Source organism: Nostoc sp., from assembly GCF_036917095.1.
GTDB lineage: Bacteria > Cyanobacteriota > Cyanobacteriia > Cyanobacteriales > Nostocaceae > Nostoc.
The window spans coordinates 85914-112302 of sequence record NZ_JBALFH010000038.1; the positions used below are offsets into that span (position 1 = coordinate 85914).

Sequence of the window (26389 nt, forward strand, 5' to 3'; positions counted from 1 at the left end):
GAGCGCAGAGAGAAGAGATGAAAAGATTTTTAATCGGCGATGATGGTGACTCGCCCTTGTGAGCCGTAGCCAACTTCACTTATATAAAGGTTGGGGTCGTGAAGTTCGGCGATGATGTTTTGTACTGATTGTTTAGCGTCAAGCCTGGGGCTTAGGTCGATCGCACGAGTGAAAACTTTTGGCCATTCCCATTTGAGGGTTTTGGTTAATCCAAATAAACCAGCGCCGATCGCACCGAAGTTGACTTTGTACTCTAAACCGAAGGCTCCATCAAGGTGAGCAACTGTGCAGAAACAACTACGTCCATGTTTTGCGGCTTCGTTGAGCGAGGGTTTTAGGTGTTTCGCCATCAAAAATACGTGCTTGACGATCGCCTTTTCTGATTCGTTATAAGAAATACTTCCGGTATGATTTCCTACAAACATTGGATGTAAGTGGATGAAGGCCCCAATCGTTCCGCAGTGAGATGCGATCGCTTGCAATTGTTGTTGAAGATGTTCTTCACTCAAGTTTGCTAAGGTGACGCGGGTTACTCCTGTAGGTAAAGGCGCTTGTTGGGCGATGAGCGATTGGGGAAAGCTGATAACTACTACCTTCCAGCCTTTCTCGATTAGGGATTCAGTTAATTTATAGGTGGTGAGGGAACCATCATCGGTGATTAAACCGATGTGTCCCTCTGGTAACGTAAAATCCAAATAATCGGGCTGTGGTAGACTTCTGAGTTTGACGAGATGGCGCTGGATATTATGCTCTAATTCCGGTGGCTGCTGTTGGACAAACTCAGGTTCAGACTTTTTTTTTTCACCTCCAGCCAACTGCTGTAGGTAATCGACTATTTGACCGATGGTGCGGAGATCGCCGAGTTCTTCGATATTTGGTTTGGGTAAGTTGGGGTACGTTTCTTGCATCGCCCCTAAGATTTCCACCCGTTTAATCGAGTCAATCCCTAAATCAGCTTCCATGTCCATTTCCAGTTCCAGCATCTCGACTGGATAACCAGTCTTATCGCTGGTGATGGCTAACAGGGTTTCACCTAAGTTTGCAAATTCATCACTTGTAGCGGGTTCTGGTTCTGGAGTGAATGCGACAACTACGCTTGGTTCCGGTGCAATGACTACCTCAACTACTGGTGCAGCCTCTACTGGAATCTCAGTTGCTTGTTGTACTTCGTGAACTGCAATTTCTACAGTAATACTTTTGGAAGCGTGGGATTGCAGATACTCTACAACTTGACCAATGGTGCGTTTTTCTGACAGTTCTTCTAAATTGGGCTTGGGTAAGTTGGGGTACATTTCTTGTAGCGCCCCCAAGATTTCCACCCGTTTGATAGAGTCAATTCCTAAATCAGCCTCCATATCCATGTCCATTTCCAGCATTTCGACTGGGTAGCCGGTCTTGTCGCTGGTGATGGCTAAGAGGTTTTTATCCAAGTCAACAATATCGATGGTTGCGCCAGATACAGGTGCAGCAGTTGTGGGCGCTGGTTCTGGGATAAAGGCAACAACTTCGTTGGCTGGAGGTGAGCTAATTTTGACTACAACCTCGGCTTGGGGTTCTACTACTGGGGGAACAGGTGACGCCGCTACAGGCTCCACTGTCTCAAAAGTAGGGAGTGGAGAGAAGAGATTGGGGAGCAAAGAAGAGGAATTTTCATCCTTCTTAGAAGTAGCGGATACAGAAGTTGCAACTACAGGCTCTACAACAGGTGGGAGAGGTGCTTGGGTAACAGTTGAGCCATTTTTCGCTACAGGCTCAGTTAGAGGCAAAGGCTGGCTTTCTACTATCTTGGTAGTAGCGGGTACTGGCGCATCAGTAACAGTTGTTTCTGTTGTGAACGGAGTGAAATTGCTGAGTTTCTCTGTTAGTTGAGTTGCTCCGTCACCTGAGATGATTAGAGAATATTCTTGCTGGATGAGTTGGAAAAAGCTCTTAGTATATTCCAACTGCTCTTGGAGATATTGCTCATGGATGCGTAGAGTTTCACCTTGTTGGGAATGAAACTGCATCATGCTACGCTCTAAGCTTTCCATGACAACTAGCTTCATTTTGGCAGTTTCGGCTGTTGATTTACTTTCACTCAACAATGAATTCTGCTGCTGCATCAGTTGGAAAAACGCTTTGGCGTATTCCATTTGATGGTTGAGATAAGTACCGTGAACTTGTAAATTCTCAGCTTGATTTTCCTGAAACTGTGTCAGGAGATATTCTAAACTTGCTAAAAGTTGTTCGTAATTTGTAAGTTTTTCTGGTGTTGGTTGCATCTTAGATTCCTGGACTGGTTGTGACAGGGTAACAGGATTCATCTGTTGCTCTGGCTGGGTGATGATACTAGCAGTCACACCGTTCGTTACTGGGGTAAGTTTTTTATGTCCGTTAGTTTCTATCACTGCTACAGGTGGAGTTACACCTGGGCTGCTAAATAAAGGAGCCGCTTCAGAATATTCGGGGGCGGGTAATGTGACTTTATGCCCATCCTGCAAAGCTAGAGCGAAGGCATTTTTCGTTTTTTCGGATCTGTAGTTTATGCCGTTTAAACGGACATTTAATGTCTTCTTCGTCTCAATTGGGGGGATAGTTTGGGGAAGTTGGTAAGGATCGAGGTTATTCAAAGCCATACCAATTACCCGCAACTGCACAACTGCTTCTCGCAAAGAGCGATCGCTATTCTTTTGAGTGCTGGGGTTCAAAGATACGGTAATATGTGGGCGATCGCCAAGGATATCTTTCACCAAGTTGGTGAGAATTCTTCTCGGCCCAAATTCCACAAAGCAAGTACCACCCGCCGCATAGATATTTTCAATTTCCTGCTTAAACAGCACCGAGTTAGAAAGGTGCGTTTCCAGGATTTTTTGAATATTTTGGGGTTCCTTGGGATACTGCTTACTGGTAACGTTGCTGTAAACAGGGATTTTGGGACTTTGGAATTTGACAGACTTGGTAGCGATCGCAAAGGATTTCTGAGCAAAGGCAATTAGCGGTGTATGAAACGCTGCTGAAACAGGTAACAATACAGCTGTATATCCTTTTTCGTGTAAAGCCTCTTTGATTCTTGCTATTTCTGCGGTAGGCCCAGCCAAGACAAATTGAGTGGGAGAATTTTGATTAGCGATCGCAACTTGGGGAAAATGTCTCAGCACTGCTTCCACTTTGCTGATGTCTTCTTTGACAGCCAACATACTACCCGCATCATGATCTGGATCTTCGGGTGCAGCCATTGCTTGCCCCCTAGCTTTCACTAAGAACAAGTAATCTTCGGTACTCAAAACCCCCGCAGCCCATAGCGCTGTTAGTTCGCCAAAGCTATGTCCCGCCACAAAATCTGACTTGAACCCAGCTTGTTGCAGTATGCTGTACATCCCTGCACTCAACACCCCAATCGCTGGTTGAGCGTATTCTGTGCGTTGCAAGGCAGCAATTTGGACATTTTTTTCTGCCTCTCCAAACACAGGATGAGGGAAAACGATTTCTGACAACGGCTGCAAATTATCTTTGAGCAACAGGCTATCCATATAACCATGAAGACGGCGCATCAAAGGAAAATTCATTACCAGTTCGCGTCCCATCTCCAAGTATTGCGAACCTTGTCCAGAAAATAGAGAGACAACTTTTCCGCCCAACTCCATACCAGAGGAGCGGTAATAAATCCCTTGGGGATGCTCCCAAGATGCTGCTGTTCCTTTGAGTTTCAGCCAGTCAATACTAGTTTGCAGCAACTTGCAAGCTTCTTCCAGATTCTCAGCTACAAAACCAAATCTGGCAGCAGAGAGGGGAATCTGTGGCGATTTGCATTCCTTGACTAATTGTGCATAATGTGTTGGTGCATCTGGCGATCGCAACTTACCTAAAATCTCTTCAGATTTGCTCAACAATTGGTCTACCGTAGGAGCAAACAACAGCACTTCACTAGCATCACTGTGTAAGCGGTAAGCGGCGTTTTGGTCAGCTTCATATTCTTCCAAAACGACGTGATAGTTAGTTCCGCCAAATCCGAAAGAACTTACACCTGCGCGTCTTGGCGCTTCCCCTTCTGGACGAATCCAAGGTCTGGTTTCGGTATTCAAATAAAAGGATGAATTTTTAATGTTGAGTTTGGGGTTTGGCTCGGTGATGTTAATTGTGGGCGGTAATACTTTGTGATGTAAAGCCAAAGCAGTTTTAATCAAACTCGCCGCACCCGCAGCCGCTTTTGTGTGTCCGATTTGCGATTTCACACTACCCAAAGCGATGTGCTGCTTTTTGTCATCATGAACATCAAAGAAGTCTTTTAAAGAACCGAATTCTGTCGGATCTCCAGCCATTGTGCCGGTGCCATGTGCTTCCATCAAACCAACGGTAGCGGGAGAGAAGCCAGCATCTTCATAAGCACGTTCTAAGGCTTTGACTTGACCTTCTTTGCGGGGAGCATAAATGCTCTTGTAACGTCCATCGCTGGAAGTACCAATACCTTTAATTACGGCATATATTTTATCGTTGTCCCGTTCAGCATCTTCTAACCGTTTGAGGACAATCATTCCGATACCTTCACCCAACATCATTCCATCAGATTTAGCATCGAAAGGTTTGACATTTTCGCTAGGAGAAACCGCAGGTGTTTTGCTGAACGAGATGTAAGCCATGATGGTGTTGTCGGTATCAACGCCACCAGTCAGCATCATGTCAGAACGATGCTCAACTAGCTCACTAATTGCCATTTTTAAAGCACCAAAGGAACTAGCACAAGCGGCATCAACTACACAATTCATCCCGCCAAAATTTAGGCGATTGGCAATTCTACCCGCGACTACGTTAGCTAACATTCCAGGGAAAGCGTTCTCATCCCACTTCACATAAGCGCTTTTGATTTTATCAACGATTTTTTTGGTATCCTCATCGGATAAACCACTGCTTTTGAGTGCTTTTTCCCAAATCGGATATTCCAACCTAGCAGAAAGTGGCATTCCTAATTGCTTGGCCATAGCCACGCCTAAGATTACCCCAACCATCTCGCGGTTAAAATCACGTTTTTCGCCATAACCTGCATCTTCCATCGCTTCTTTCGCAACCACTAAACTTAATAGTTGCGATACATCTGTGACTTCCAAAATGCTGGGTGGTATACCGAATTCCATCGGGTTAAAATCTACCTCTGGAAGAAACCCACCTCTTTTACAGTAGGTTTTATCTTCAGTAGTTCTGGGATTTGGATCGTAATAATCTTCGACACTCCAGTGAGTGGAAGGAACATCAGTAATACAGTCAATTTTGTTTACTATATTTTGCCAGTATTCCCGCAAATTTCTGGCTTGAGGCAATAGAGAAGCCATCCCAACAATGGCGATAGGATTGTGTTGTAATTGTCTGTTAATTTTGTTGATTGACACTGATTTATCCGATTTCATTTTTTTTCCCTCGATAGACTTAATCACAGCCTGTTCACAATTATTGACAAGGCTCTCTAACTCCGCTAAGGCAGTATCAATTGAATAAGCAGACATAGGGCATAGTGAGTACTGTGGATTGTGTAGCTACAGTAATTTCTGTTGCCTACTAAATAATGAAAATTTCTCGTCTTGTAAGCAGTTAGCTATTGTGTCTGTGCTAAATGCTTTTTGCTAAATCGACACCACACGACATATACTGCCCTGAGAACTGCGATCGCACAAAAATGCTATACAACGCTAGACTCTTGATATTGTGGCAATAGGTCAATGACGTTGTTAAAACTGGTAAAATAGTGTTGGAGTGTAATAGCTGCTTGACCAGTGAATTCAATCCATTTGTAATAGTAGAGATTTTGAGCAATGGTATCCTACTGGAGCGATGAAAACTGAGGAGTAACGATAGAAACAGAAATGCTTTTCTCACCTGAAACCGTTTGATAATCTAGCCTAACCACAGCAACATAACTGGTGTTAATGACAACGTTCTGTATCTCGATCAATGTCATAGCCAGTTTCAGTGTCCAGGATAATATATTTTATGGGATTTGACCCAGTGAAGTTGACAAATTCGTTACAGAAAAGACACCACTTTAATCCAAGCTTATGCAACTTCAAAAAGTAATTAAACGACCGCAAGGTAATGACAAAGCAGTTATTTTTAGTTATTTTTGATTTCAAAATTTTAATTAAATAACTAGTTTGTATAACTACTTTAAAGCATTGAATTAATAAAAACACTAGCATACTTTACAGAAACTAAATCATTCCTTTAAACTTATTTTATAAATAACTCTTCACCATTACCGATCTAAATTTTCAATACAATTCAGCATAATAGTATAATTTGTGACTATATAAATGTCTGAGATATTTTGTTATCTACGGGTTAGCCAAAAATTTGCGCTGAATTAAGTTAACAATGTAAATCTGTTGTCTAGTAAGTAAAAATTTCATTAATACATAGATAGATGGAATAAGCATAAGTATCTTTTCTCAGAGAAACCTGATAATTGAGTCAAAGTTTTTGGTTATTTTTCAATATAAGTCAAGTTAAGAAGCAAAGCGGTTATTTATAAAGCAAATATTAATTTTTAGTATGTTACTTGATAAACATAATATGAGTTAAATGAGTATTCAGTAAAAAATTAACTGAAGCAAAGCTCAGATTTTACATTTACCAACCGAGCAGCTCTACAATCAATTGCAGGGTTAATAGATCAAGTCAGTCAAAACTAATATCTTGCACTAGTTGTCATAATCGCCTCAGAATTAATTATGAGGCTAATAGCTAAAGTTTTCTTTAGAGGATATTTTAAAAGTGTTTAGCTGTGATTTTAAGCACTTATTGATCCTCCCCTTAAAACAGGGTATTTAGAGGGATCTAAAACTTTTAATACCGTCAAGAGGGCTTTTAGGATGTTGTTAACAAAATAGATCGGAATGTCTTATAGTACACAACCTTCTTAACAATAATCTGTTAGTAATATTAAATCTGCTTAATAACTAACTATATGTTGGTATTAAATTACTAGGCGAAAAATTAGTAATGAGTAAATTTCTTCAGTCTCTAATATTACTGTGATGAAATATTTTAGTTAGAGAATCAGGACTTATGGAAAGTAAATTGCTTGACAAATTACAATTTAATTGCCATACTTAATGACAAGTTTTTCCAAATTTTTAGTTCATTTTTATTAGCGCTTCGTTGTTCTTGAGAGTTAAGTTTGCTGGCTAGCGCTATTGTATTTTACGCTACGGGATTAGATGACAAATTAGGATATAACTTAGGAAGCTTTGAAGTAACACGCCATTAATTTTCACGCCACAATAGTAAGTTTGGGCGATAAAAGCGTACAACAATTCATATAAAACCAATTTAGACCCATCCACTTTATTAAGGTAGAAGCCCTAGAGGAAAAGCCCTCTTGGTAATTTGCTGATGAGTCTATTCTAATCGACTAAATATAACCAGGATATCCCCTAAAAAATCATAATTGGAATGAAAATATGGCAGCAAATAAAGAAAGTCGATTATTCAGAAAACCCGTAGGTCGATCGCAAGTAATTTTAGCAGCTTCTCTTACTTTAGCGGCTGGATTAATCACTTTCTATAGTTTGGCACCGTTTTGGTCTAAACCTAAAGTTCAGACGCAGCAAGCGCTTCCTCCACAAGCTGCTGCTCCAGCGAAAGTTGCTGTGACTGCCTTAGGACGTTTGGAGCCAGAAGGTGAAGTTACTTCTTTGACTGCTCCCGCTTCCAATAATGGGGTGCGAGTAGACAGACTGTTAGTGAAAGAAGGAGATACGGTTAAAGCAGGGCAATTATTGGCCTATCTCGAAAACTATGGTCGTTCTAAAACAGCTTTACAACAAGCTTTAGACCAACAGCAAGTTGCCAAAGCCAAACTAGCGCAAGTGAAATCTGGAGGTAAAACGGGAGATGTTGATGCTCAAAAGGCTGTAATTGCCCGGTTAGAGCCACAATATAAAGGAGACGTTGCTACCCAAGAGGCAACAATTGCCCGCATCCAGGCGGAAGTAGACAATGCTCAAGCCGAGAATAATCGCTATCAGCAATTATATAGACAAGGTGCGATCGCGGCTTCTGTAGCAGATACCAAAGCTTTGCAACTAAAAACTACACAACAGCAATTAACAGAAGCTCAAGCCACTCTCAAGCGGACTCAAGACACATTCCAAGAACAACGCAAGCAAGCACAAGCGCAACTCACGAGTATTAGCGAAGTGCGTAGTGTAGATGTTCAGGTAGCACAAACCGAAGTTAACAGTGCAATAACTTCTGTTCAGCAAGCCAAAGCCGACTTGGATTTAAGTTACATCAAATCTCCCATAAATGGCAAAATTTTGAAAATTCATGCCAAAACCGGAGAAGTAATCAGCACTAGCACAGGATTTGCTGAGATAGGTAAGACATCTCAAATGTATGTGATTGCAGAGGTGTATCAAACCGATGTTAAAAAAGTGCGTGTAGGACAAAAAGCCACCATTAGCAGCACTGCATTTACTGGAAAATTAAAAGGAACTGTAAAAGAGATTGGTTGGCAAGTTGACAAACAAAGCATCTTCAGCATCAACCCTGGTTCAGATACAGACCGCAGAATAATTGAAGTGAAAATCTCTATCGATAATCCCGCAGATAGCGAGCGGGTAGCTCGTTTAACTAACTTACAAGTGGATGTCGCCATTCAAATATAGTCATTTGGCATGGGACATGAGGCATAGAGCATTAGTCATTAACAAATGACAAATGACAAATGACAAATGACAAATGATAAATAAATCCATGATTTTCAAAATTCCTTTAGCATGGCTACAGCTAGCCCAGCAAAAAGTTCGTTTATTAGTAGCTGTAGCCGGGATTGGTTTTATTGTGCTGCTAATGTTTGTGCAACTTGGTTTTCAAGATGCCCTCTATTCAAGTGCAACCGCAGTGCATCAAAATCTCAAGGGAGATTTATTTTTAGTTAGTTCGCAATATAAATCTTTGACCTCAAATCAAAGCTTTTCGCGGACTCGTTTGTACCAATCTCTGGGGTTTGATGGCGTAGAGTCAGTTAGCCCCATGTATTTGCAATTTGCCAAACTGAAAAATCCGGCAACTGGTGAGAAATATTCAATATACGTTATTGGTTTCGATCCAGGTAGACCTGTGATAAATCTCCCAGAAGTTGAGAAAAATTTAGATAAACTCAAAATTCCCGATGTCGTGCTTTTTGACCGGAGTTCTCGTCCAGAGTTTGGGCCAATAGCTGGCAATTTTGATGCGGGAGATACTGCACAGACAATTGAAATATTTCCCTTCAATTCATTAATTGGCTATAGAGTCAGAATTGGTGGCTTATTCAGCTTAGGCCCTTCCTTTGGCGTAGACGGAAATTTACTTGTTAGTGACTCAACTTTCTTGAGGATAAATCCTAATACTCGCCCGGCAGATATGATAGATATCGGTTTGATTTCTCTCAAACCTGGTACTAATGCAGAAACAGTCCTGAAAAATTTGCAAGCAAGTTTGCCTAATGATGTCCAAGTTTTTACGCGCCAAGGCTTCATTGATTTTGAGAAAAAATATTGGGCAGTCAGAACACCTATTGGCTTTATATTGAACTTGATGTTGACAATGGCTGCGGTTGTTGGTGTAGTTATTGTTTATCAAATTCTTTACAGCAATATTGCTACACAGTTCGTTGCTTACGCCACTTTAAAAGCTATAGGTTATGCCAATAGTTATTTATTAAATGTGGTATTTCAACAAGCTTTAATTTTGGCAATTTTAGGTTACATTCCCGGATTTATTACTTCTGTATTGTTATATAGTTTTGCAGCAGAAGCAACTAAATTACCAATAATTATGACTACTAATAATGCACTACTTGTCTTAACTTCAACAGTATTAATGTGTGTAACTTCAGGGGCACTTGCTATCAACAAACTCCGCTCCGCAGATCCGGGAGATATTTTCTAGTTGATTCTTAGCAGCAAAACAATCAAATCATTTTGCCCTGCCATAGACTCATAACTAAGTACTGTGCAGTCTTTCCACAGAAAAGTTACTCCTTATACCAATTTTAGATTTTAGATGACAAGTCTTTACCAAAATTCCAATTTTGTGTAACTTTGAAGTCTTTAATCTAACAACTCAAATTCACCTATTTAACAATAGTTCCAACTTTATGAACCTCCAAAACAAAACCCTCCTAATTACGGGGATTGATGAACTTGTTGGCTTGCGTACAGCCGAGTTAGCTATAGCGCAAGGAATGAAGGTTCGTGGACTGCAAAGTTCTACAGAACAGAACAAACAATTACAGAATTTAGGCGTTGAAGTAATTATTGGTAGTATCACCGATCCTAGCACTGCCCAAAAGGCTTGTCAGGGAGTAGATGTCGTTCTACATACTGAGCAAATTGCCCAAGAAGCTGGTGCAATTAACCATTTTCGTGATGTCAATGTTGGTGGTACTGTCAACATAGCTAAAGCCGCAAAACAGGCTGGTATCAAAACATTTGTGCATCTATCCAGTGTGATGGTTTACGGTTTCAACTATCCTGATGGTGTTACAGAATCCGGCCCACTGTCTGGCGAAAATAATCCCTACTGTCAAACGAAAATAGAAGCCGAAACAGCACTCTTAGAACTAAATAATCCTCCAGATTTTGGCATCATCATTATTCGAGCCGGAGATGTTTACGGGCCAGGAAGTATTCCCTGGATAGTCAGACCAATTCTGATGATGCGTCAAAAATTATTTGCCTGTGCCAACGATGGTAAAGGAGTAATGAATCATGTATATATAGATAACCTGATTGATGGCATTTTTCTAGCAATAGAAAAAGAAACCTACGGTGAAATATTTAATATCACCGACGGACAAGAAACTTCCTGGAAAGAGTATTTTATGCGTGTAGCAGCAATGGAAGGTTTATCAGCACCCCTTTCATTACCGAAAGATGAAATCAAGTTGTTTCTAAAGCTACGCGTTCAAGGACAAAAACTTTTTCGGAAAAAAGTTGATATTTTACCAGAGTCAATAGATTTTATGACTCGTCCCTATGCTTATTCCATTGTCAAAGCAGAAACTCTGTTAAATTATAAACCCAAAATTGACCTAGAATCGGGAATGCAGCGAACACATGAATGGCTACAAAAAACAGATGTTCAAAGCTTGATTAAATAGTCCAAATTTTGAAATCCTTGTTGCATTTTAAATAGTTGGAATCCAGAATAATTACAAAATGAATAAGCTAGATCGCGCTTGATTTTCTGGAAATTATTAAGCTTGGTATCAAAGTATTCTAACTTCTGGATTCTGACTTCTGACTCTTGAATTCTTACGTTGCATCTGCCTAACAATTATCTGCAATTAAGCATAAAATAAACCACGGATTTTCCGAGTACTTGTTTTCTATGAGTAGCAATCAGCCACGATTGAGCATCGGATTACCTGTATATAATGGTGAGAAATTTATCAAAGAAGCCATAGATTCACTCTTGGCTCAGAGCTTTGAAGATTTTGAGCTAATTATTTCAGATAATGCATCTACAGATAAAACTGAAGAAATTTGTAGAGCATACGCAGAGCAAGATCGACGTATTTGTTACTACCGCAATGACAAGAATATCGGTTGCGCTCGTAACTTCAATCGCGTCTTTAAATTGTCTTCGGGTGAGTACTTTAAATGGGCAGCCTATGACGATCTACATGCTCCAGATTTTATCAAGAAGTGTGTCGAGGTGCTTGACCAAGATCCCACCATAATCTTGTGTCACTCCCGGACATATTTCATTGATGAAGAGGGGAGTTATCTGCAAAGTTACGATATCAAACTCAAGGCAGATGCACTAAAATCACACGAGCGTTTTCACGAATTGCTGACCAAGCATTTATGTTATCAATGTTATGGTGTAATTCGCGCTAGTGCCCTGAGAAGGATACCACCTATGGGTGGTTATGGTAATGCAGATGGAATTCTGTTATTAAGACTTGGTATTCTTGGTAGGTTTTATGAAATCCCTGAATACCTGTTTTTTGCCAGAAGTCATCCGCAACAATCAATGAGTATGTTTTTCCCCAATTATTTGTTGTTTGCTAACAACAATCAAAAATCACCATTGAGTATGCTGCCTGATTTTTATGCATATGCAGTGTGGTTTGATTCAGCAAAGAAAGGACAAATTTTATTGCCACATTGGAGAATAATCTGGGAGTATATACTCTCCATATGGCGTAGTCCCATGAGTTTGAATGAGCGGCTGCGTTGTCATAGAAGTCTACATCAGCAGTTAAATGGGACAGAATATCTTTTGCTGAAAGATTTGCTAATAGCGCTGCAAAGGCTTTGGAAAATTTGGCAACCAGCAGCAATTAAAAAACAGCAAACTACCTTTTGAACGAATCAATTCAAAAATAAAAGCTGAAGAATACAGCTTTTCATCAACCCCAAAACTACCTATTCTGGCTACAAAATTATGCTGAAGCTATCTCAAGTTTGTTATTTCGTCTTTGCTACTTTAGCGAGCATCAGCTTTGCTAAAACAGTGAATGCAGAGCCAACTGCAACACTAAATGTTGTGGTAAATGGAATACATCACCAAAAAGGTGAGATTTGCTTTCGAGTTTACGCAACTGAAAAAGGATTTCCGATGAGTAGTTCTAGTGGCTCTCAAAGTGGCTGCGCTAAGATTACTGGAAATACTGTAAAAAAAGAATTTTCCGGTTTGAAACCTGGAACTTATGCTGTAGCTGTGGTTGACGATCAGAATGGCGATCGCAAACTCAATAAAGACTTTTTCGGTATTCCCAAAGAAGGTTTTGGGATTTCCAAAAATCCAACTGTGTCCATACAAACAGGTACACCAAAGTTTCGTGATGCCAGTTTTGTTGTAAACAAAAATACAACAGTCAATATTAACATGAAATATTCGCTGGATTCGTAAAGGGAATAGGGGACAGGGTACAGATTATTCCCTGTCACCTGTCCCCTAATTACCAATTATTCAGAATTACGGTTTAGCTCACACCTACATATAAACAAGCCGATATTCTACCGGAGACTAAAAATTTAATGGAAGATTTGGCAATATTTCTGTCTAAGTCTTTGACAGGTTGGTTGGTTATTCAGGTGTGTTTAACGCTTGTCTTTATATGGTATCTGCGCTCATCTAAAAAAAACTTATTACCAGATGACCAGTTGCCCAAAACCGCAGTGATTCTTTGCTTACGCGGAGCCGATCCGTTTTTGCCTAGATGTTTGCGATCGCTCCTAAATCAAAACTATCCACAGTATGATTTAAAGTTGATCGTTGATAGTCACGAAGATCCCGCTTGGAAAATTGCCAGTGAAACTATCACAGAGCAAGAAGCAACCAACGTTCAAATCAGCCCTTTAAGAATAGTACGCAACAATTGTAGTCTCAAATGCAGTTCTTTAATCCAAGCTGTCCGCGAGCTGGATGATTCTTACAAGGTGGTTGCCTTAGTAGATGCTGATACCATAGTGCATGTAAATTGGCTGCGAGAATTAGTCAGTCCTTTAGGCGATCCGAAAGTGGGGGCAACAACAGGTAACCGTTGGTATGTACCTACAGGCAAGTATTGGGGATCTTTAGTGCGCTACGTCGGCAATGTATCCACAGTAGTGCAAATGTTTCTCTTCCAGATTCCTTGGGGTGGGACTTTGGCTGTGAAAACAGAAGTACTTCGCCAAACAGAACTGCTAGATAAGTGGGGACAAGCTTTAGGCGAAGATTTTATGATGCACAACATCCTCAAAAAACATGGGTTGCAGGTAAAGTTTGTGCCTTCGCTGATGATTGTAAATCGTGAAGAGACTAATTTATTCAACTTAATAGATTATCTCAAGCGGCTGATTCTTTACTCTCGACTCTATCACCCACGTTGGTTAGCTTTAGTTAGTGAAGCTGTTTCTAGCATTTTGTTTCCTACTGCACTCATTTTTTTAGTTCTAGAGTCGTTGTTAGAGGCAAAATGGGAAGCTGCAACTCTGTTGTTAGGCTGCTATGGAGTCTATACTGTCGGATTGCTCTTAATAATGCTCGTGTTGGAATTAGAGATACAGCGAGTGGTTCGTTCTAATGACCAGGCGATGCCTATCGGCAAGCCGTTTCACGTCTACGCAAAATTATCAGCTGCTACAATTATCAAAATGTTGATTGCGATTCCGCTGACACAGTGGGTTTATGGGTTAGCGATGCTATCATCTCTGTGGATATCAACAGTTACTTGGCGCGGTGTCGCCTATCGGGTTCAAGGGCCCTGGAATGTCCGTCTAGTGGAATATCGCCCTTATCAATGGTTGGATCAACCTATTGATAGCAAGGTTTCTCTTTGAATTGAATTGCTATATATGAACTAGGGCATGAAAGTTATTACACTAAACATTCCCTAGTCATTAAATTATATTATCTTATATTTAGTAAAACTATATTAGCTATAACCCTTGTTAAAATACACGTTTTTCTTTGTTGATTACCAAAATGTATTTGCATTAATGACAAGGGTTTAGACAAATATATTAAGGGGGATTTTGAATTAGTATTTTGGATGTTTTGATAGTTTCTAAGCCTAGTTTATATAGCTGTTTCAGTTGAGTCTAATACAGACTTAACTCCCAACTCATTCCCTACTAGCGTTGGACAGTGCTCAGAGTGTATTACACACAAATGAAAAGCATTATAAACATCTACTTCACCATCGACACTTTCGGCTATTTGAAAATGCGTAAATCCTTAGTTTAATCGGATGAGTGGGAATTCCTGAACCAGATAATCAGGATGTTCATGAAACATTTGCTGCGTAAATCCTAAATTCAAAACCAGCATTTTCGTGAAATATTCCCTTTTTTATGACTAATCAAAAACTTCGCATTGCACTGTTTACAGGATTGTACGCTCCTTTCTTGACTGGAGTTTCCGTCGCCGTACACCAACGGGTTCGTTGGTTGCTAGAGCAGGGACATGAGGTTTTTCTAATCCATCCGCAAATTAACGATCGCTACCCCAAAAATGTAGGCGATCGCCCTATGGTAGGTTTAGAAGAAATTCAGTCTTTCCCCAACTTCTCTGCTTACGCATTCCCCACAGAGCCACTGCTGTTCTATAAGTCTCTTCCTCAACCGTTGAATTATCGACATTGGAGCGATACCAAGTTGCTGGAGAAATTTAAGCCTGACATTATAGTGGTTGAAGAAGCCGCGCAAATGAGAGGTTTATACTCATTTTTCTTGCAAGGTTATGGTCGTCCAGTCGGCACCGAATACGCAAAACGAACAGGCACGCCAATAATATCACTCTTCCATACAGATATTGTTGCGTATATCAAATATTACTTTGGAGATAAATTCTTTAGCTTCGTTCGTCCGATTATTCCCATTTTAGTCAAGCAATTTAGTGAGTCTTATGACTTCAATTACTTCTCTTCAAAAGAACAACTCACTAAATACGAAGAACTGAAATGTCAACGCGCCGAATACGTTGCTTATCAAGGCATCGATTGCGAAAAATTTCACCCGCGAAACATTTGTTACAACCCAATTCCTAACGACAACCGACCGACTCTCCTCTTTGTCGGACGCATCACTCCCGAAAAGAATGTCAACCAACTCATAGATATATTTCCACTCATCGCTGCCAAAATCCCTGATGTCCATTTGGTGATTGTTGGTAGTGGCCCGCTAGATGAGGAGATCCGGGAGCGTGCTAAAAAGTTTGGATCGGGTATTACTGTATGGGGTGAGTCTCACGGTACAGAACTTTTAGGTTGGTTTGCTAGAGCGGATGTTTTTGTCAACCCCTCCGTTACCGAAAACTTCTGCACTACAAATAACGAAGCGTTAGCGTCTGGAACTCCTCTAGTTGCCGTTGTTGCACCCTCAACCTCAGAACAGGTATTTCCTGGTCGTAACGGCTTCCTTGCCCAACCTAACAATCCCACAGACTTTGCCCAAAGGGTAATTGCGATTCTAGAAAATCCCGATTTGAAAGCAGATATGACTAGGCACGCTCGCCCCTCTATACTCGATTTTGATTGGTCAGCATGTATGCAAAAATTTGAACACAAACTTTACCAAATTGTTGAAGGATCGCAGAAAGTGGAGGTAAGTACAGGCAGTATAAAACGATAACGATAACAAACACCGCGATCGCTAGTATTTACAGTACTAGCGATCTGTTTGTGACTTTGATTAAAGCTGTTAGTTAAAGGGTGCGATGGCATTAAAATAAAACCAGGTTCAATAGCTGGGATAATAATGGAAGTTTTTCAACTGACGACAATTGTTGATGCGTCGGGACATTTGCATCTTGATATCCCAACACATCTAGCGCCTGGACAGGTGAATATTGTGGTTGTTCGGAATCCAGTTGCATCAGACAAAACACAAAAATCTGATTATGATTTTTCCGATCTTGCAGGGAAATTGGTCTGGGAGGGAGATGCATTAACCATGCAAAAGGTGCTGCGGGATGAGTGGTAGTCGCTACTTGTTGGATTAGCGATCGTAGCACTGTTACAAGGGAATTCAAAACTGCTGCAACTGTTACAAAATGCTGATTGGATCGGGATTTAGATTATTAGTAAAATTGAATTTCTAGCATTTTCTGGGTTGAGTCAGGGAGATCGCCAACTTTTTCAGCAATTTATCCAACGAGTTGAATTCCGGTTCAGCTAGCAAAAATCAGAACACAAGCGTCCCCGCCGCAAAAAGTCAGTCCCATCATGAGCGACTAACTGCTGTCAAAGCAGCGATTTAAGGAATGCTGACTAAGTGATGTCTACGACGGGCTACGCCTACGCAAAAGTTACGCTGACGCCTTATTATTAATGTATCGGCTGACACCCAGCCACCCATGCAAAATGGGCATAGTAAATAATCCCCACGCCAAACCCGTAATCAACCCAAAAGGCGTAACCAGATAATTATTAAAACTCCATAAGCCGAAAATCTGTGCTGCCAATTCCAAAGGATAAGCCATCATCAGCACACTAGCTAAAGCAACACCACTCCAACCATACTGACTTAACCAGTAAAATCCCTTACCACCAGTTATCCCATACAGCAGACGAGTAATTAGCAAACCCGTTACAGTGCCGTAGCAACGCATACACACAGCCATAATAAACGGTGGTGCTAAATCTAACCCCATATCTGGTTGCGGACAGACATGATTACCCATGAAATAAATGATGTCCGCAATCCCAGGAAGCAAAGACACTCCAGACGCAGCCAAAAAGGGAGCGATAGGCGGGCCAAAAACCATCCCTACCAACAAGAAATCAGCAATCAAACTAACCCAATTAACCTGCAATTCACTGAAAGCTACTCTTGTCATCTTCCTTTCTTCGCGCCCTTTGCGTCTTCGCGGTACCCTGCGGGAAGCCGTTTCCCGTCTACGTTCTCCTAACCTACCTTATTCACATAAGGACTTGTCAACTTATCCAACTGCTGAATCAACAGACTCAAGAATAATCCCACATCTGTCACCACACCCACCGATTCCACAGAACCGCGATCGCTTAATTTAGTCACCACAGCTGGATTAATATCCACACACACCATCTTCACCCCAGCCGGAGTCATATTCCCCACGCCAATGGAGTGCAGCATTGATGACAGCATCAAAATCATCTCCGCGCCTTCTAAGTGTTTGGCATATTCCTCCTGTGCTCTAATCAAATCCATTACGGTATCAGGCAAAGGCCCGTCATCCCGAATCGAACCCGCAAGCACAAAAGGTACATTATTGTGGACGCATTCATACATCACGCCACTCTTAATTGCTCCCGCCTCCACAGCTTTGGGAATGCTGCCATAACGGCGGATACTATTAATTACCTTCAGGTGATGGCGGTGTCCACCACGAACGGCGACACCCCGCTTCATGTCTACACCCAAGGAAGTGCCCATGATATTTTGCTCGATGTCGTGAACTGCGATCGCATTACCACCCAGCAACGCTTGCACGTATCCTTCCCGAACCAGTTGCGCCAAGTGTTCGCCGCCACCAGTGTGAATCACCACAGGCCCAGCCGTGACAACTACTTTACCACCAGCATCGCGGATTTTCCGCAATTCCCAAGCCACTTGCTCAACAACCAATTCCACACGCCGTTCGCTGGAAACCCCCGCCGACATAAAGCTGAATTCTTGGGTGCTGCGGAGTTCGCGCGATTCAGTTTTGCGGATAGTGCGGATACCTAACACGTCTACAATTACCTGTTCGCCAACTTCTAAATCGCGGAGTATTTTACACCGAGCGACGAAGCCATTGGCAGTTTGGGTAATGGCGATCGCGCCATCCATCCGTTGATTTTCCACCTTCACCCACCGACCATTAATTCGCACTTCTGTGGGATAAATTGTACTGACGTAGAAATCATCAGGCGCAACGCCATCTTGGATTACCGGCTCCAAGATAGCATCTCGCTCATCATGGGGTAAATTTACTGCACCCAAATCAATCAACATTGAGATGATTTCTTCCATCACCTCATGAGATGGTGCTGATACCTTCACCTCTGCGGCTGAGGTACTTTGCCGTTGTTCTCCCAAGTTGAAATTCAGGACTTGGAAGCTTCCGCCGGCATCTATAATCAAATCCAAAGCGCGGTTAATTAAGCCAGCATCTAACAAATGCCCTTCCATCCGAATGACGCGGCTTTCTACCGAAACATTGGCATGAATTTCATCTCTAACTGGTTCTGTCACCCGCAGAGTTAAGCATTTAGCCGCACCACCAGCTTTGAGAAATTCTGTTAGCGGTGTTTCTAGCACTTGGAAACCTGCATCTGCAAGGCGGGTTTTCAAAGCATCACTCGCTTTGTTCATGATGACGATGCTATCCACATTCACCGTATTACAAGCGAAGTTGACTGCATCAGCCTCTTCAATCGCGATCCGCTTTTCTGGTGCGACTCGCATTTCAATTAAGCGGTTGGAGTAAGAATCAAAAGCGCCGGGATAGTACAGCAAATAGCCATTTGCTAGGGGACAAAAACAGGTATCCAGGTGATAGAAACGTTCGTCTATTAATCGTAGGGAGAGCACCTCAATATCCAGCCATTTAGCTAGATAAGGGTGAGAATCTAATTCCGAACGGAAACCGTAACCCGCCCATAACCAGCGTCCTTCCCGATCCAGCAGTGCGTCTCCTGCTCCCTCAAAGGGCAAATCTTTGGGAAGTTCATTGACTGTATAACCATTTGCCTCAAACCATTGTTTGAAGAAAGGCTCCTCGCCCTGACGTTCTTTGTGCAAAAAGCGACTGAGGACGACGTTATTCCCCAGTACCAAGCCAGCGTTGGCGGTAAAAACCAAATCCGGCCAACCTTTTTCAGGTGGTACTAAATCTACAATGGCGTGTTGTTTAAGGATCTGGTGCAGTCCCTGCCACTGTTCTACGGCGCGATCGCGCGATGATTTGTGAATATTCCCTTCCATCCAGGGATTAATCACATAGTCCACGTCGTAGTGGTCAGGGGGACACATTAAAAAGCGAATACGGGAAGTCATAAAAATCTTACAAGCGTTTAGATGCTACAAGCTTACTTTGAATACAGATTTTCGTTTTTCTAGATTTTGTAAAATCTGCTACTAAAGCTTCTCTCTTTTGATTGTTGAAGGCTGTACAAAGGCTTCGTTCTAATTCTATTACTCGAAGAGACAAAGTTAGGAGAATAAGTACAGAAGGTGGCAAAATAGCGTCAGGCTAGAGCTAATCTTACAAATGAATGACGTTGAATTCTCCCCTTTCTTGCTGTCACTGGCGGTGCAATTTCATGTTACTCTAAAACACTTGGTGCTGATAACTCGGATGGCAGAGCTAAAAATCACAGTTGATGATAATCCCGACCCAGAATCAATTCGGCTCCTCATCAGCAATCTGGTGGAATATAACAACGATCGTCAGCTAGAAAAAGACGAATACCAGCCATTGGCTATCTTGCTGCGAGATCCTAACAACACCATTGTTGCTGGGTTAGTTGGTAAAACCCAATGGGGATGGTTATTTATATCTCATCTCTGGGTTACACAAGTGCTACGAGGTCAAGGATATGGACGCCAACTCGTGCTAAAAGCCGAGGAAGTAGCCAAACAGCGCGGTTGCTCTCATGTCTACCTCGATACCTTCAGTTTTCAATCCTTGGGTTTTTATGAGCGTCTAGGCTATGAGGTATTTGGCGTTTTAAAAGACTTTCCTCCAGGGCATAAACGGTATTTTTTACAATTTTTAAATATAGAGCGACGAATCAATCAACCATCGGGTTAAAAACATAACGAGTTAGGTAAACCATGAATAGGCGATCGCTAGCTTAGTCTACTCGATAAACCAGGCTCAGGATCTTCCTCTGTTGCCAGGTTGGGGTTTAAATAAACGTTAATGTCCCTTTGAGAATAATCTTAGAACCAAAATATCTGCTAATAGAACGATTATGGCGAAAAAAATAAAATTTGATCGCCGTTGATTAAGGCTTTGAGGAGACTGAAAACTGAATGAAAAAGCAATTGTCACAGAACTGGATTTTTTCTTGCTCTTGGTTACGTTTTTTAATCATCATCTTATTAGTATTAGGTGTGTTTTTTCGCTTCGTCAATATTGACAAAAAAATTTATTGGGCTGATGAAGTGTTCTCTTCATTACGCATATCTGGCTATATGCAGTCAGAAATGAATCAGCAATTACGTAATGGTCGTTTAATCGGCATAGAAGATTTGCATAAATACCAATATCCAAATCATGAAAAAAACACAATTGATACAATTAAAGGAATTATTTTAGAAGACTCACAGATTTTGCCGTTATATATTTTGATGTCCCGGTTTTGGGTGGAATTGTTTGGCAATTCTGTAGCCGTGACGAGAAGTTTTTCGGCATTGATTAGTCTGCTGACTTTCCCTTGTATTTATTGGCTATGTCAAGAATTATTTGAGTCTTCACTAACAGGGTGGATAGCCATCGCTTTAGTAGCCATTTCACCTGTTCATATCGTGTATGCACAAGAAGCACGAGCATACAGTTTATGGATAGTAGCCATTTTAATATCGAGCCTAGCACTGCTGCGAGCTATGCGCCTTAAAACAAAGGTTAGTTGGTGTATTTATGCAGCAACATTATCACTAGGGTTTTATACTCATATATTTTTTACCTTGGTTGCTTTCTCACAGGGAATTTATCTAATTGCAATCGAACGCTTCCGATTGAATAAAACATCGATTTATTATCTACTATCATCGCTTGCGGGGTTTGCAACTTTTATACCTTGGATTTGGATTATTATTATCAACCCTCAGCCAGAAGCAGTAACTTGGGCGAATGTTAAACAAACATTATTTGCATCAGTTGCAAGGTGGGCAGGTATCTTTAGCCGGACGTTTCTTGATTTAGGTATTAGCCCTAGCGATCCAGGAAAACTTAAGATTGCCTTAATTCCTTTTATTTTAATTATTTTAGCTCTTATGAGCTACTCAATTTATTTTCTCTGTCGAAGAACCTCTAAAAAAGTTTGGTTATTTGTTTTAACCTTAATTGGATCTCTAGGGCTTCCCTTACTGGTAGTGGATTTCGTCTTTCAAAAGCGATACGCTACTAGTCGATATACACTTCCTTCAGTTTTAGGTATACAGTTAGCTGTTGCTTACCTATTTACGACTAAATTCACGTCTATTTATCCTAAAATTTGGCAAAAAAAGCTCTGGTCACTTGTAGCGGTTATAGTAATTGTAGGCGGAGTTATATCTTGTCTGCTGCACTCTCAAACCCAAATTTGGTGGAACCAATTTCCTGAAAAGTACCAAGAGTATCCTAAAATTGCTAACATTATTACTCAAGGTGAAAAACCGCTTTTAATTAGTGACTATAGCATAATTCCATCAATAGAAACTATTAGTTATTTAGTCGATCCAAAAGTACGATTTCAACTCGTAAATCAAAATCAGTTACCAGAGATTACTAACGGATTTACTGACATATTCTTGTTCAATCCCTCCGATTTCTTAAAAGCTGGAATTGAGAAAATTTATAACTCCAAGTTAGAGCAGATAAACGACTTCCTCTGGAAAATAACAAAATCCACCTAAACCAAATGTACAGGCGCGTCGCTTGAGAGACTGCAATGCGGAACCAAAAAAAAGCAGACAGTTGGCATTTGAATATTGCTCGGAGGTTAAAAATTAATATCAATCAGCCTAAGAAGTGGCACAATTAGAGCCAAAATATACTTTAATTAAACCGATGCTTTAAGTATATACTCATATGGCTGCGGCTTATGTCATTGCCTCTTGACCACCCGCTAAAATTTGAAATCAGGCTGCCATCCTCCCATCCTCAGTTATTAGAAGGACTGGATATATGGCTGCGCTTAGGTTTGATATCCGATGCCCAAGTTAGGCAGCTATGTCGAGATTTTCTCGTCTGTGCGGTGGTGTTACAACCCCAGGCTGAAGCTGAAACAAAGGTAGCGTTTGTCACTTCTGCTCCCGTGCAGCAGTTGCCCTTACCAACTTTACAAGCTAGCAGCCATAGACAACCGCAACAAAAACCAGCTAAACCCAACTTTATCAGCGCAATGTTGCAGTCCTTGGGGGCAGAACTGAGTGTCCGTTGGCTGCTTTTTCTAGGGGTATTCTTGGTAGTGGTGTCATCCGGGGTACTGGCTGCGAGTCAGTGGGAGAGGTTTCCTCCGTCTGGGCAGTATGGAGTTTTATTTGCTTATACTTTGACTTTCTGGGGATTAAGCTTCTGGGCGACTAAGCAAAACAACCTCAGATTGACGGCTCAAACATTGCTGATTGCCACCCTTTTGTTAGTCCCGGTGAACTTTTGGGCAATGGATAGCTTTCGCTTGTGGCAAAATCCTCTGGATTGGATTGTAGTTGCGATCGCCTGTCCAACTCTCACTGCTATTACTGTTTTACTCTATAAAAATCGGACTATTTTTGCCAATTTACATCCTGGCAAATTACCTCTAACAAATATTCTGGGGCTGAGTTATCTGCATTGGGGTTGGCAATTATCAGGATTTCCGTTGATTGCCGTTTATGCGGCAACGATCGGCACAACTATCATTACTATTTATCAAAATTACCAACAGCCTAATTTTATCAGTGAAGAAGATCGGCGCGATCGCCATAAATCAAATATTAGTTTGCCTGCTGCTGTAATTATTTATGCTTTGATAGTTCTGTTAGTGCGGGCGATTTTTGTTACTGGCGTAAATGTTACTCAGCTAGGGTTAGCTATTGGTATTTGCGGCTGGTTAATGACTTGGTTAGCAGAGCAGGGAGGGGAAAGGGGAGGAGGAGCAGAGGGAGCAGGGGAGGTAACGGTAATATCTCCCTCATCTTCTCCATTCCCTTCATCTCTGTTAATTTGGGAAAGACTTGGTGGCGTTTTACTTTTTCTGGGTTGGCTGGTTTCGGTAGTCGATTATCCCTGGCAAGCAATAGCTGTAAGTGGTTTGAGTTTGTGGTTTGTGGGAAGTCGCTTGCGGCGGTACAGTTTAAAGATAGACTTCGCAGCAGTTTTTTTTATTGGCTTACAGACGATTTGGTTAGGTTGGCGATTAGTACCTGATAACTTACAGAAATTGGCGATCGCAATTGGTACTCAACTTACCAATTCTCAAAATGAACCTTCGGCGTTGCTGAGTGTAGCTTTATTTCCCTATGTAATTTTGATGGTGGCGCTCACAGATAGCTTGTATCGCAGCCAAAAGCGAGAATTGGCTAAGTTTGGCGAATTGCTTACCCTCTTATTTGGAGCTTTTTTAACAACGATCGCTTTAGTAAATCCCGCATTGCGATCGCTAAATCTGCTATTTTCCACAATCGCTCTGGGATTCGTTACTCAACGCCGCTCTCCCTCATCGCTTCCCCTGATATACCTAACTCACATCATGGGAGTGCTGACGTTTTGCTTTACCATTAATTGCTTATTACCAACCCTGAGTCAACAAGCTTGGGCAAGTATTTTATTAGCTCTAATGGTTGCAGAATGGAGATTTAGCCTGAGCAATGGACAATGGCAACGTAGTGCATGGGACATCGGTTTAGGACTAGCCGCCGCCAGTTTTTTGATATTGTGGATGAATGCAGAATCATCTTGGTATGGCATAGCTGATAGCACAGCTTATTGGGGAGTCATCTGGCTAGTTACGCCTATAGCTCTCACGGGTGTTGGCAATGCCACAATTATAGAGCGTCGGACTACTAGTCGTTTCTTGAGTGTTCTGACTGTGATAGTTGCCCAACTACTGATTTTACAGCTACCAGCAACCAGATTAATCGGTTTGGCGGTGGGTACGGGATTGATGTTCGCAAATACGCGCTATTTGCGAAACCAAATATCTGCGGTAATTACAGAAGGATTTCTTCTGAGTTTCATTGTGGCGCTGTTATGGGTGGGTGTACCTGGTTTACCTCACCTCGCGCTAGCAGGTTGGTTTGTCGTAGGAGCGATCGCAACCCTAAGTTTATGGTTAGCGCGGACAGTTTTGAGCCGACGCGGTAACGAATTAGCAGTTATATATGCAGCCGCCAGCGATAAATGGGCGATCGCATTGTGTGGTTTTGAGTTGTTTTGTTTGACGCTGCACTCAATCTTGATTTACTCAGGGTTTATCACTTCTGGATTTTTGTATTTAGCTGCCACTGCTATCACCTTGGGAAGCATTGTTTATCGCAGTTGGCGACAACCGACAAATTTGGCATTTTATGGCATCGGTTGGTCTTTGGAATTGTTGACTGCCCAAGCGCTGGGATTTGGAGAACGCTCAATAGTTAAGATTGCGATCGCAAATATCGCCTTAGGTTTAATTGCTCAACTTGTCGGCGAGTGGTGGCGACGACGACATCAATTAGAAAGGCTTCCTAGCAGTTTTCACATTTTGCCATTAATTTATGGTGCATTCAGTATCTTGCTGCGTTTGAACACCTTCACCGAGTGGACTGGTTTGTATTCCTTGGGTGTAGCTTTAATTATCATTGGCGTGGGGCGACGGCGCGAGAGTTTTAAACCCCTGCTGTATTTAGGCATCATTGGCGTATCGATTTCTGCCTATGAACTTTTGTTCTATCAAATGTCACAAACTTCAGGAGGAGCATTAGGTGATGGATTGATTGCCATGTCTGCCCTTGGCGCCAGTATCATGTATGCCTACCGGATTCTATCGCCAAGGCTAGTCAGCTACTTACGCCTAACTCCCCAAGAACTGAAAGGAATTGCCCATATTCATTGGGCTTGGAGTAGCTGTTTATTAATGGCTGCCATTCCTCTTCCCATTGCAGTTAACCGTTTAGTGGGATTGGGAACGGGGGCATTTTTGATTCGCTATGCTATTTTTCAGGGAAGAAATTCGCGCACTTCCCCCAGCATCTTCGGAAGAATCACAATCGCCGAGATATGGGTTTACCTCGGCTTATTAGAGGTAGCTGGCATGAGGATTTATTGGCGCGAGACAGCAGTAGGAAAATTTTGGGCTGGGCCGTTAGTTCCTTGGAACGGTGCGATCGCCTGTGTGGTAGCTTATTTTCTGTACATTCTGCCTTGGGAGAATTGGGGTTGGTCTAAAAGACCTTGGCAGCAAGTGGCTTATATTATACCACTGATAATTTTATGGGAAACCAGACTGCAAACTTACCCCATTACCTTGCTACTCGCAGCTGGGTTCTACATCTTCCTTACAAAAGTGGGTAAAAACATCCGTTTTACCTATATAAGTGTGGCGTTGATTAATTGGGCGCTTTACCGTTGGTTTGATGAATTACGCCTGACTGATGCTTTGTGGTATGTGACACCAATTGGGTTATCACTGCTTTATATTGCTCAAGTAGATACCCAACTGAGGCTACCAGAGTACAAAGCAGCTCGCCATATGCTGAGAGTGCTCGGTAGTGGTTTAATTTGTGGGTGGGCAATTTTATTTAATCAAGATACAGCCTGGATACCTGGAATTTTCAGCCTCATCGCCATTTTTGCTGGATTAGCTTTGCGAGTGCGGGCTTTTCTCTACATTGGTACAGCCACTTTTTTAATCACTACAATCTATCAATCAGTAATTTTCAGCTTGCAGTACTCCTTTTTAAAATGGGTTGTTGGCTTGCTAGTTGGCATCCTACTGATTTATATCGCCGCCAACTTTGAAACTCGTCGCGCTCAAATAACTTCCTTAATTCGTAGCGCCATTGATGAATTTCAATCATGGCAATAGGGGCGCAAGGCGGAAGTCAAAAGTTAAAAAATATTGCTCCAGGGTTGACGTTTTTGTATTTCGTGCAGTCTGTAGCAACTTCTGCTAATTATTTCGTACCTGCGGAATTTGGGATATACCGTGTAGCCGTATGCAAAAATGGCTATCTTCACCTACTGAAGGAGAACATTTGCCATCAGATGGTTTGACAGTTATATGCAGATTTTACAGTGCCTCTTAACTGGT

At 41.7% G+C, this 26389-nt stretch carries 14 protein-coding genes and 1 pseudogene; 11 read left to right on the plus strand and 4 right to left on the minus strand.

Annotated features, from left to right (window positions below; translation table 11 throughout):
• Window positions 1-29: 29 nt before the first annotated feature.
• Window positions 30-5474, minus strand: a complete 5445-nt coding sequence (locus V7L01_RS19295; protein WP_335037412.1) for a beta-ketoacyl synthase N-terminal-like domain-containing protein — start codon at window positions 5472-5474, stop codon at window positions 30-32.
• 173 nt (window positions 5475-5647) lie between these two features.
• A pseudogene (locus V7L01_RS19300) lies at window positions 5648-5926 on the minus strand (hypothetical protein).
• Window positions 5927-7427: 1501 nt separating this feature from the next.
• Between V7L01_RS19300 and V7L01_RS19305 the strand changes: the two are divergent.
• The 8 genes from V7L01_RS19305 to V7L01_RS19340 all read left to right on the plus strand — a co-directional run bounded on the left by V7L01_RS19305 (window position 7428) and on the right by V7L01_RS19340 (window position 16433).
• Entirely contained in the window at window positions 7428-8636 is a 1209-nt protein-coding gene (locus V7L01_RS19305; RefSeq protein WP_335037414.1) for an ABC exporter membrane fusion protein, read from the plus strand.
• A gap of 88 nt (window positions 8637-8724) precedes the next feature.
• Entirely contained in the window at window positions 8725-9903 is a 1179-nt protein-coding gene (gene devC / locus V7L01_RS19310; protein ID WP_335037489.1) for an ABC transporter permease DevC, read from the plus strand.
• 208 nt (window positions 9904-10111) lie between these two features.
• On the plus strand, window positions 10112-11116 hold the full coding sequence (locus V7L01_RS19315) for an NAD-dependent epimerase/dehydratase family protein (protein ID WP_335037416.1): 1005 nt from the start codon (window positions 10112-10114) through the stop codon (window positions 11114-11116).
• Window positions 11117-11346: 230 nt separating this feature from the next.
• A complete protein-coding gene (locus V7L01_RS19320) occupies window positions 11347-12330 on the plus strand; it encodes a glycosyltransferase family 2 protein (RefSeq protein ID WP_335037417.1) in 984 nt (327 codons plus the stop codon).
• Between the two features lie 78 nt (window positions 12331-12408).
• A complete protein-coding gene (locus V7L01_RS19325) occupies window positions 12409-12876 on the plus strand; it encodes a DUF2141 domain-containing protein (RefSeq protein ID WP_335037419.1) in 468 nt (155 codons plus the stop codon).
• A gap of 128 nt (window positions 12877-13004) precedes the next feature.
• Window positions 13005-14291: a glycosyltransferase gene (locus tag V7L01_RS19330; RefSeq protein ID WP_335037421.1), complete on the plus strand. Its 1287-nt coding sequence runs from the start codon at window positions 13005-13007 to the stop codon at window positions 14289-14291.
• Window positions 14292-14804: 513 nt separating this feature from the next.
• On the plus strand, window positions 14805-16082 hold the full coding sequence (locus tag V7L01_RS19335) for a glycosyltransferase (RefSeq protein WP_335037423.1): 1278 nt from the start codon (window positions 14805-14807) through the stop codon (window positions 16080-16082).
• Window positions 16083-16208: 126 nt separating this feature from the next.
• Window positions 16209-16433, plus strand: a complete 225-nt coding sequence (locus V7L01_RS19340; protein WP_335037425.1) for a hypothetical protein — start codon at window positions 16209-16211, stop codon at window positions 16431-16433.
• Window positions 16434-16758: 325 nt separating this feature from the next.
• On the opposite strand, the gene V7L01_RS19345 is transcribed toward V7L01_RS19340, so the two are convergent.
• Both V7L01_RS19345 and argZ read right to left on the minus strand, forming a co-directional pair.
• Window positions 16759-17289: a DUF2085 domain-containing protein gene (locus V7L01_RS19345; protein ID WP_335037426.1), complete on the minus strand. Its 531-nt coding sequence runs from the start codon at window positions 17287-17289 to the stop codon at window positions 16759-16761.
• A gap of 68 nt (window positions 17290-17357) precedes the next feature.
• Entirely contained in the window at window positions 17358-19469 is a 2112-nt protein-coding gene (argZ, locus tag V7L01_RS19350; RefSeq protein WP_335037427.1) for a bifunctional arginine dihydrolase/ornithine cyclodeaminase, read from the minus strand.
• Window positions 19470-19683: 214 nt separating this feature from the next.
• Between argZ and V7L01_RS19355 the strand changes: the two genes are divergently transcribed.
• The 3 genes from V7L01_RS19355 to V7L01_RS19365 all read left to right on the plus strand — a co-directional run bounded on the left by V7L01_RS19355 (window position 19684) and on the right by V7L01_RS19365 (window position 26164).
• Window positions 19684-20226, plus strand: coding sequence for a GNAT family N-acetyltransferase (locus V7L01_RS19355; protein WP_335037429.1), 543 nt, complete (start codon window positions 19684-19686; stop codon window positions 20224-20226).
• Between the two features lie 224 nt (window positions 20227-20450).
• A complete protein-coding gene (locus tag V7L01_RS19360) occupies window positions 20451-22034 on the plus strand; it encodes a glycosyltransferase family 39 protein (RefSeq protein WP_335037431.1) in 1584 nt (527 codons plus the stop codon).
• A gap of 188 nt (window positions 22035-22222) precedes the next feature.
• Window positions 22223-26164, plus strand: coding sequence for a DUF2157 domain-containing protein (locus tag V7L01_RS19365; RefSeq protein ID WP_335037432.1), 3942 nt, complete (start codon window positions 22223-22225; stop codon window positions 26162-26164).
• Window positions 26165-26389: the final 225 nt, after the last annotated feature.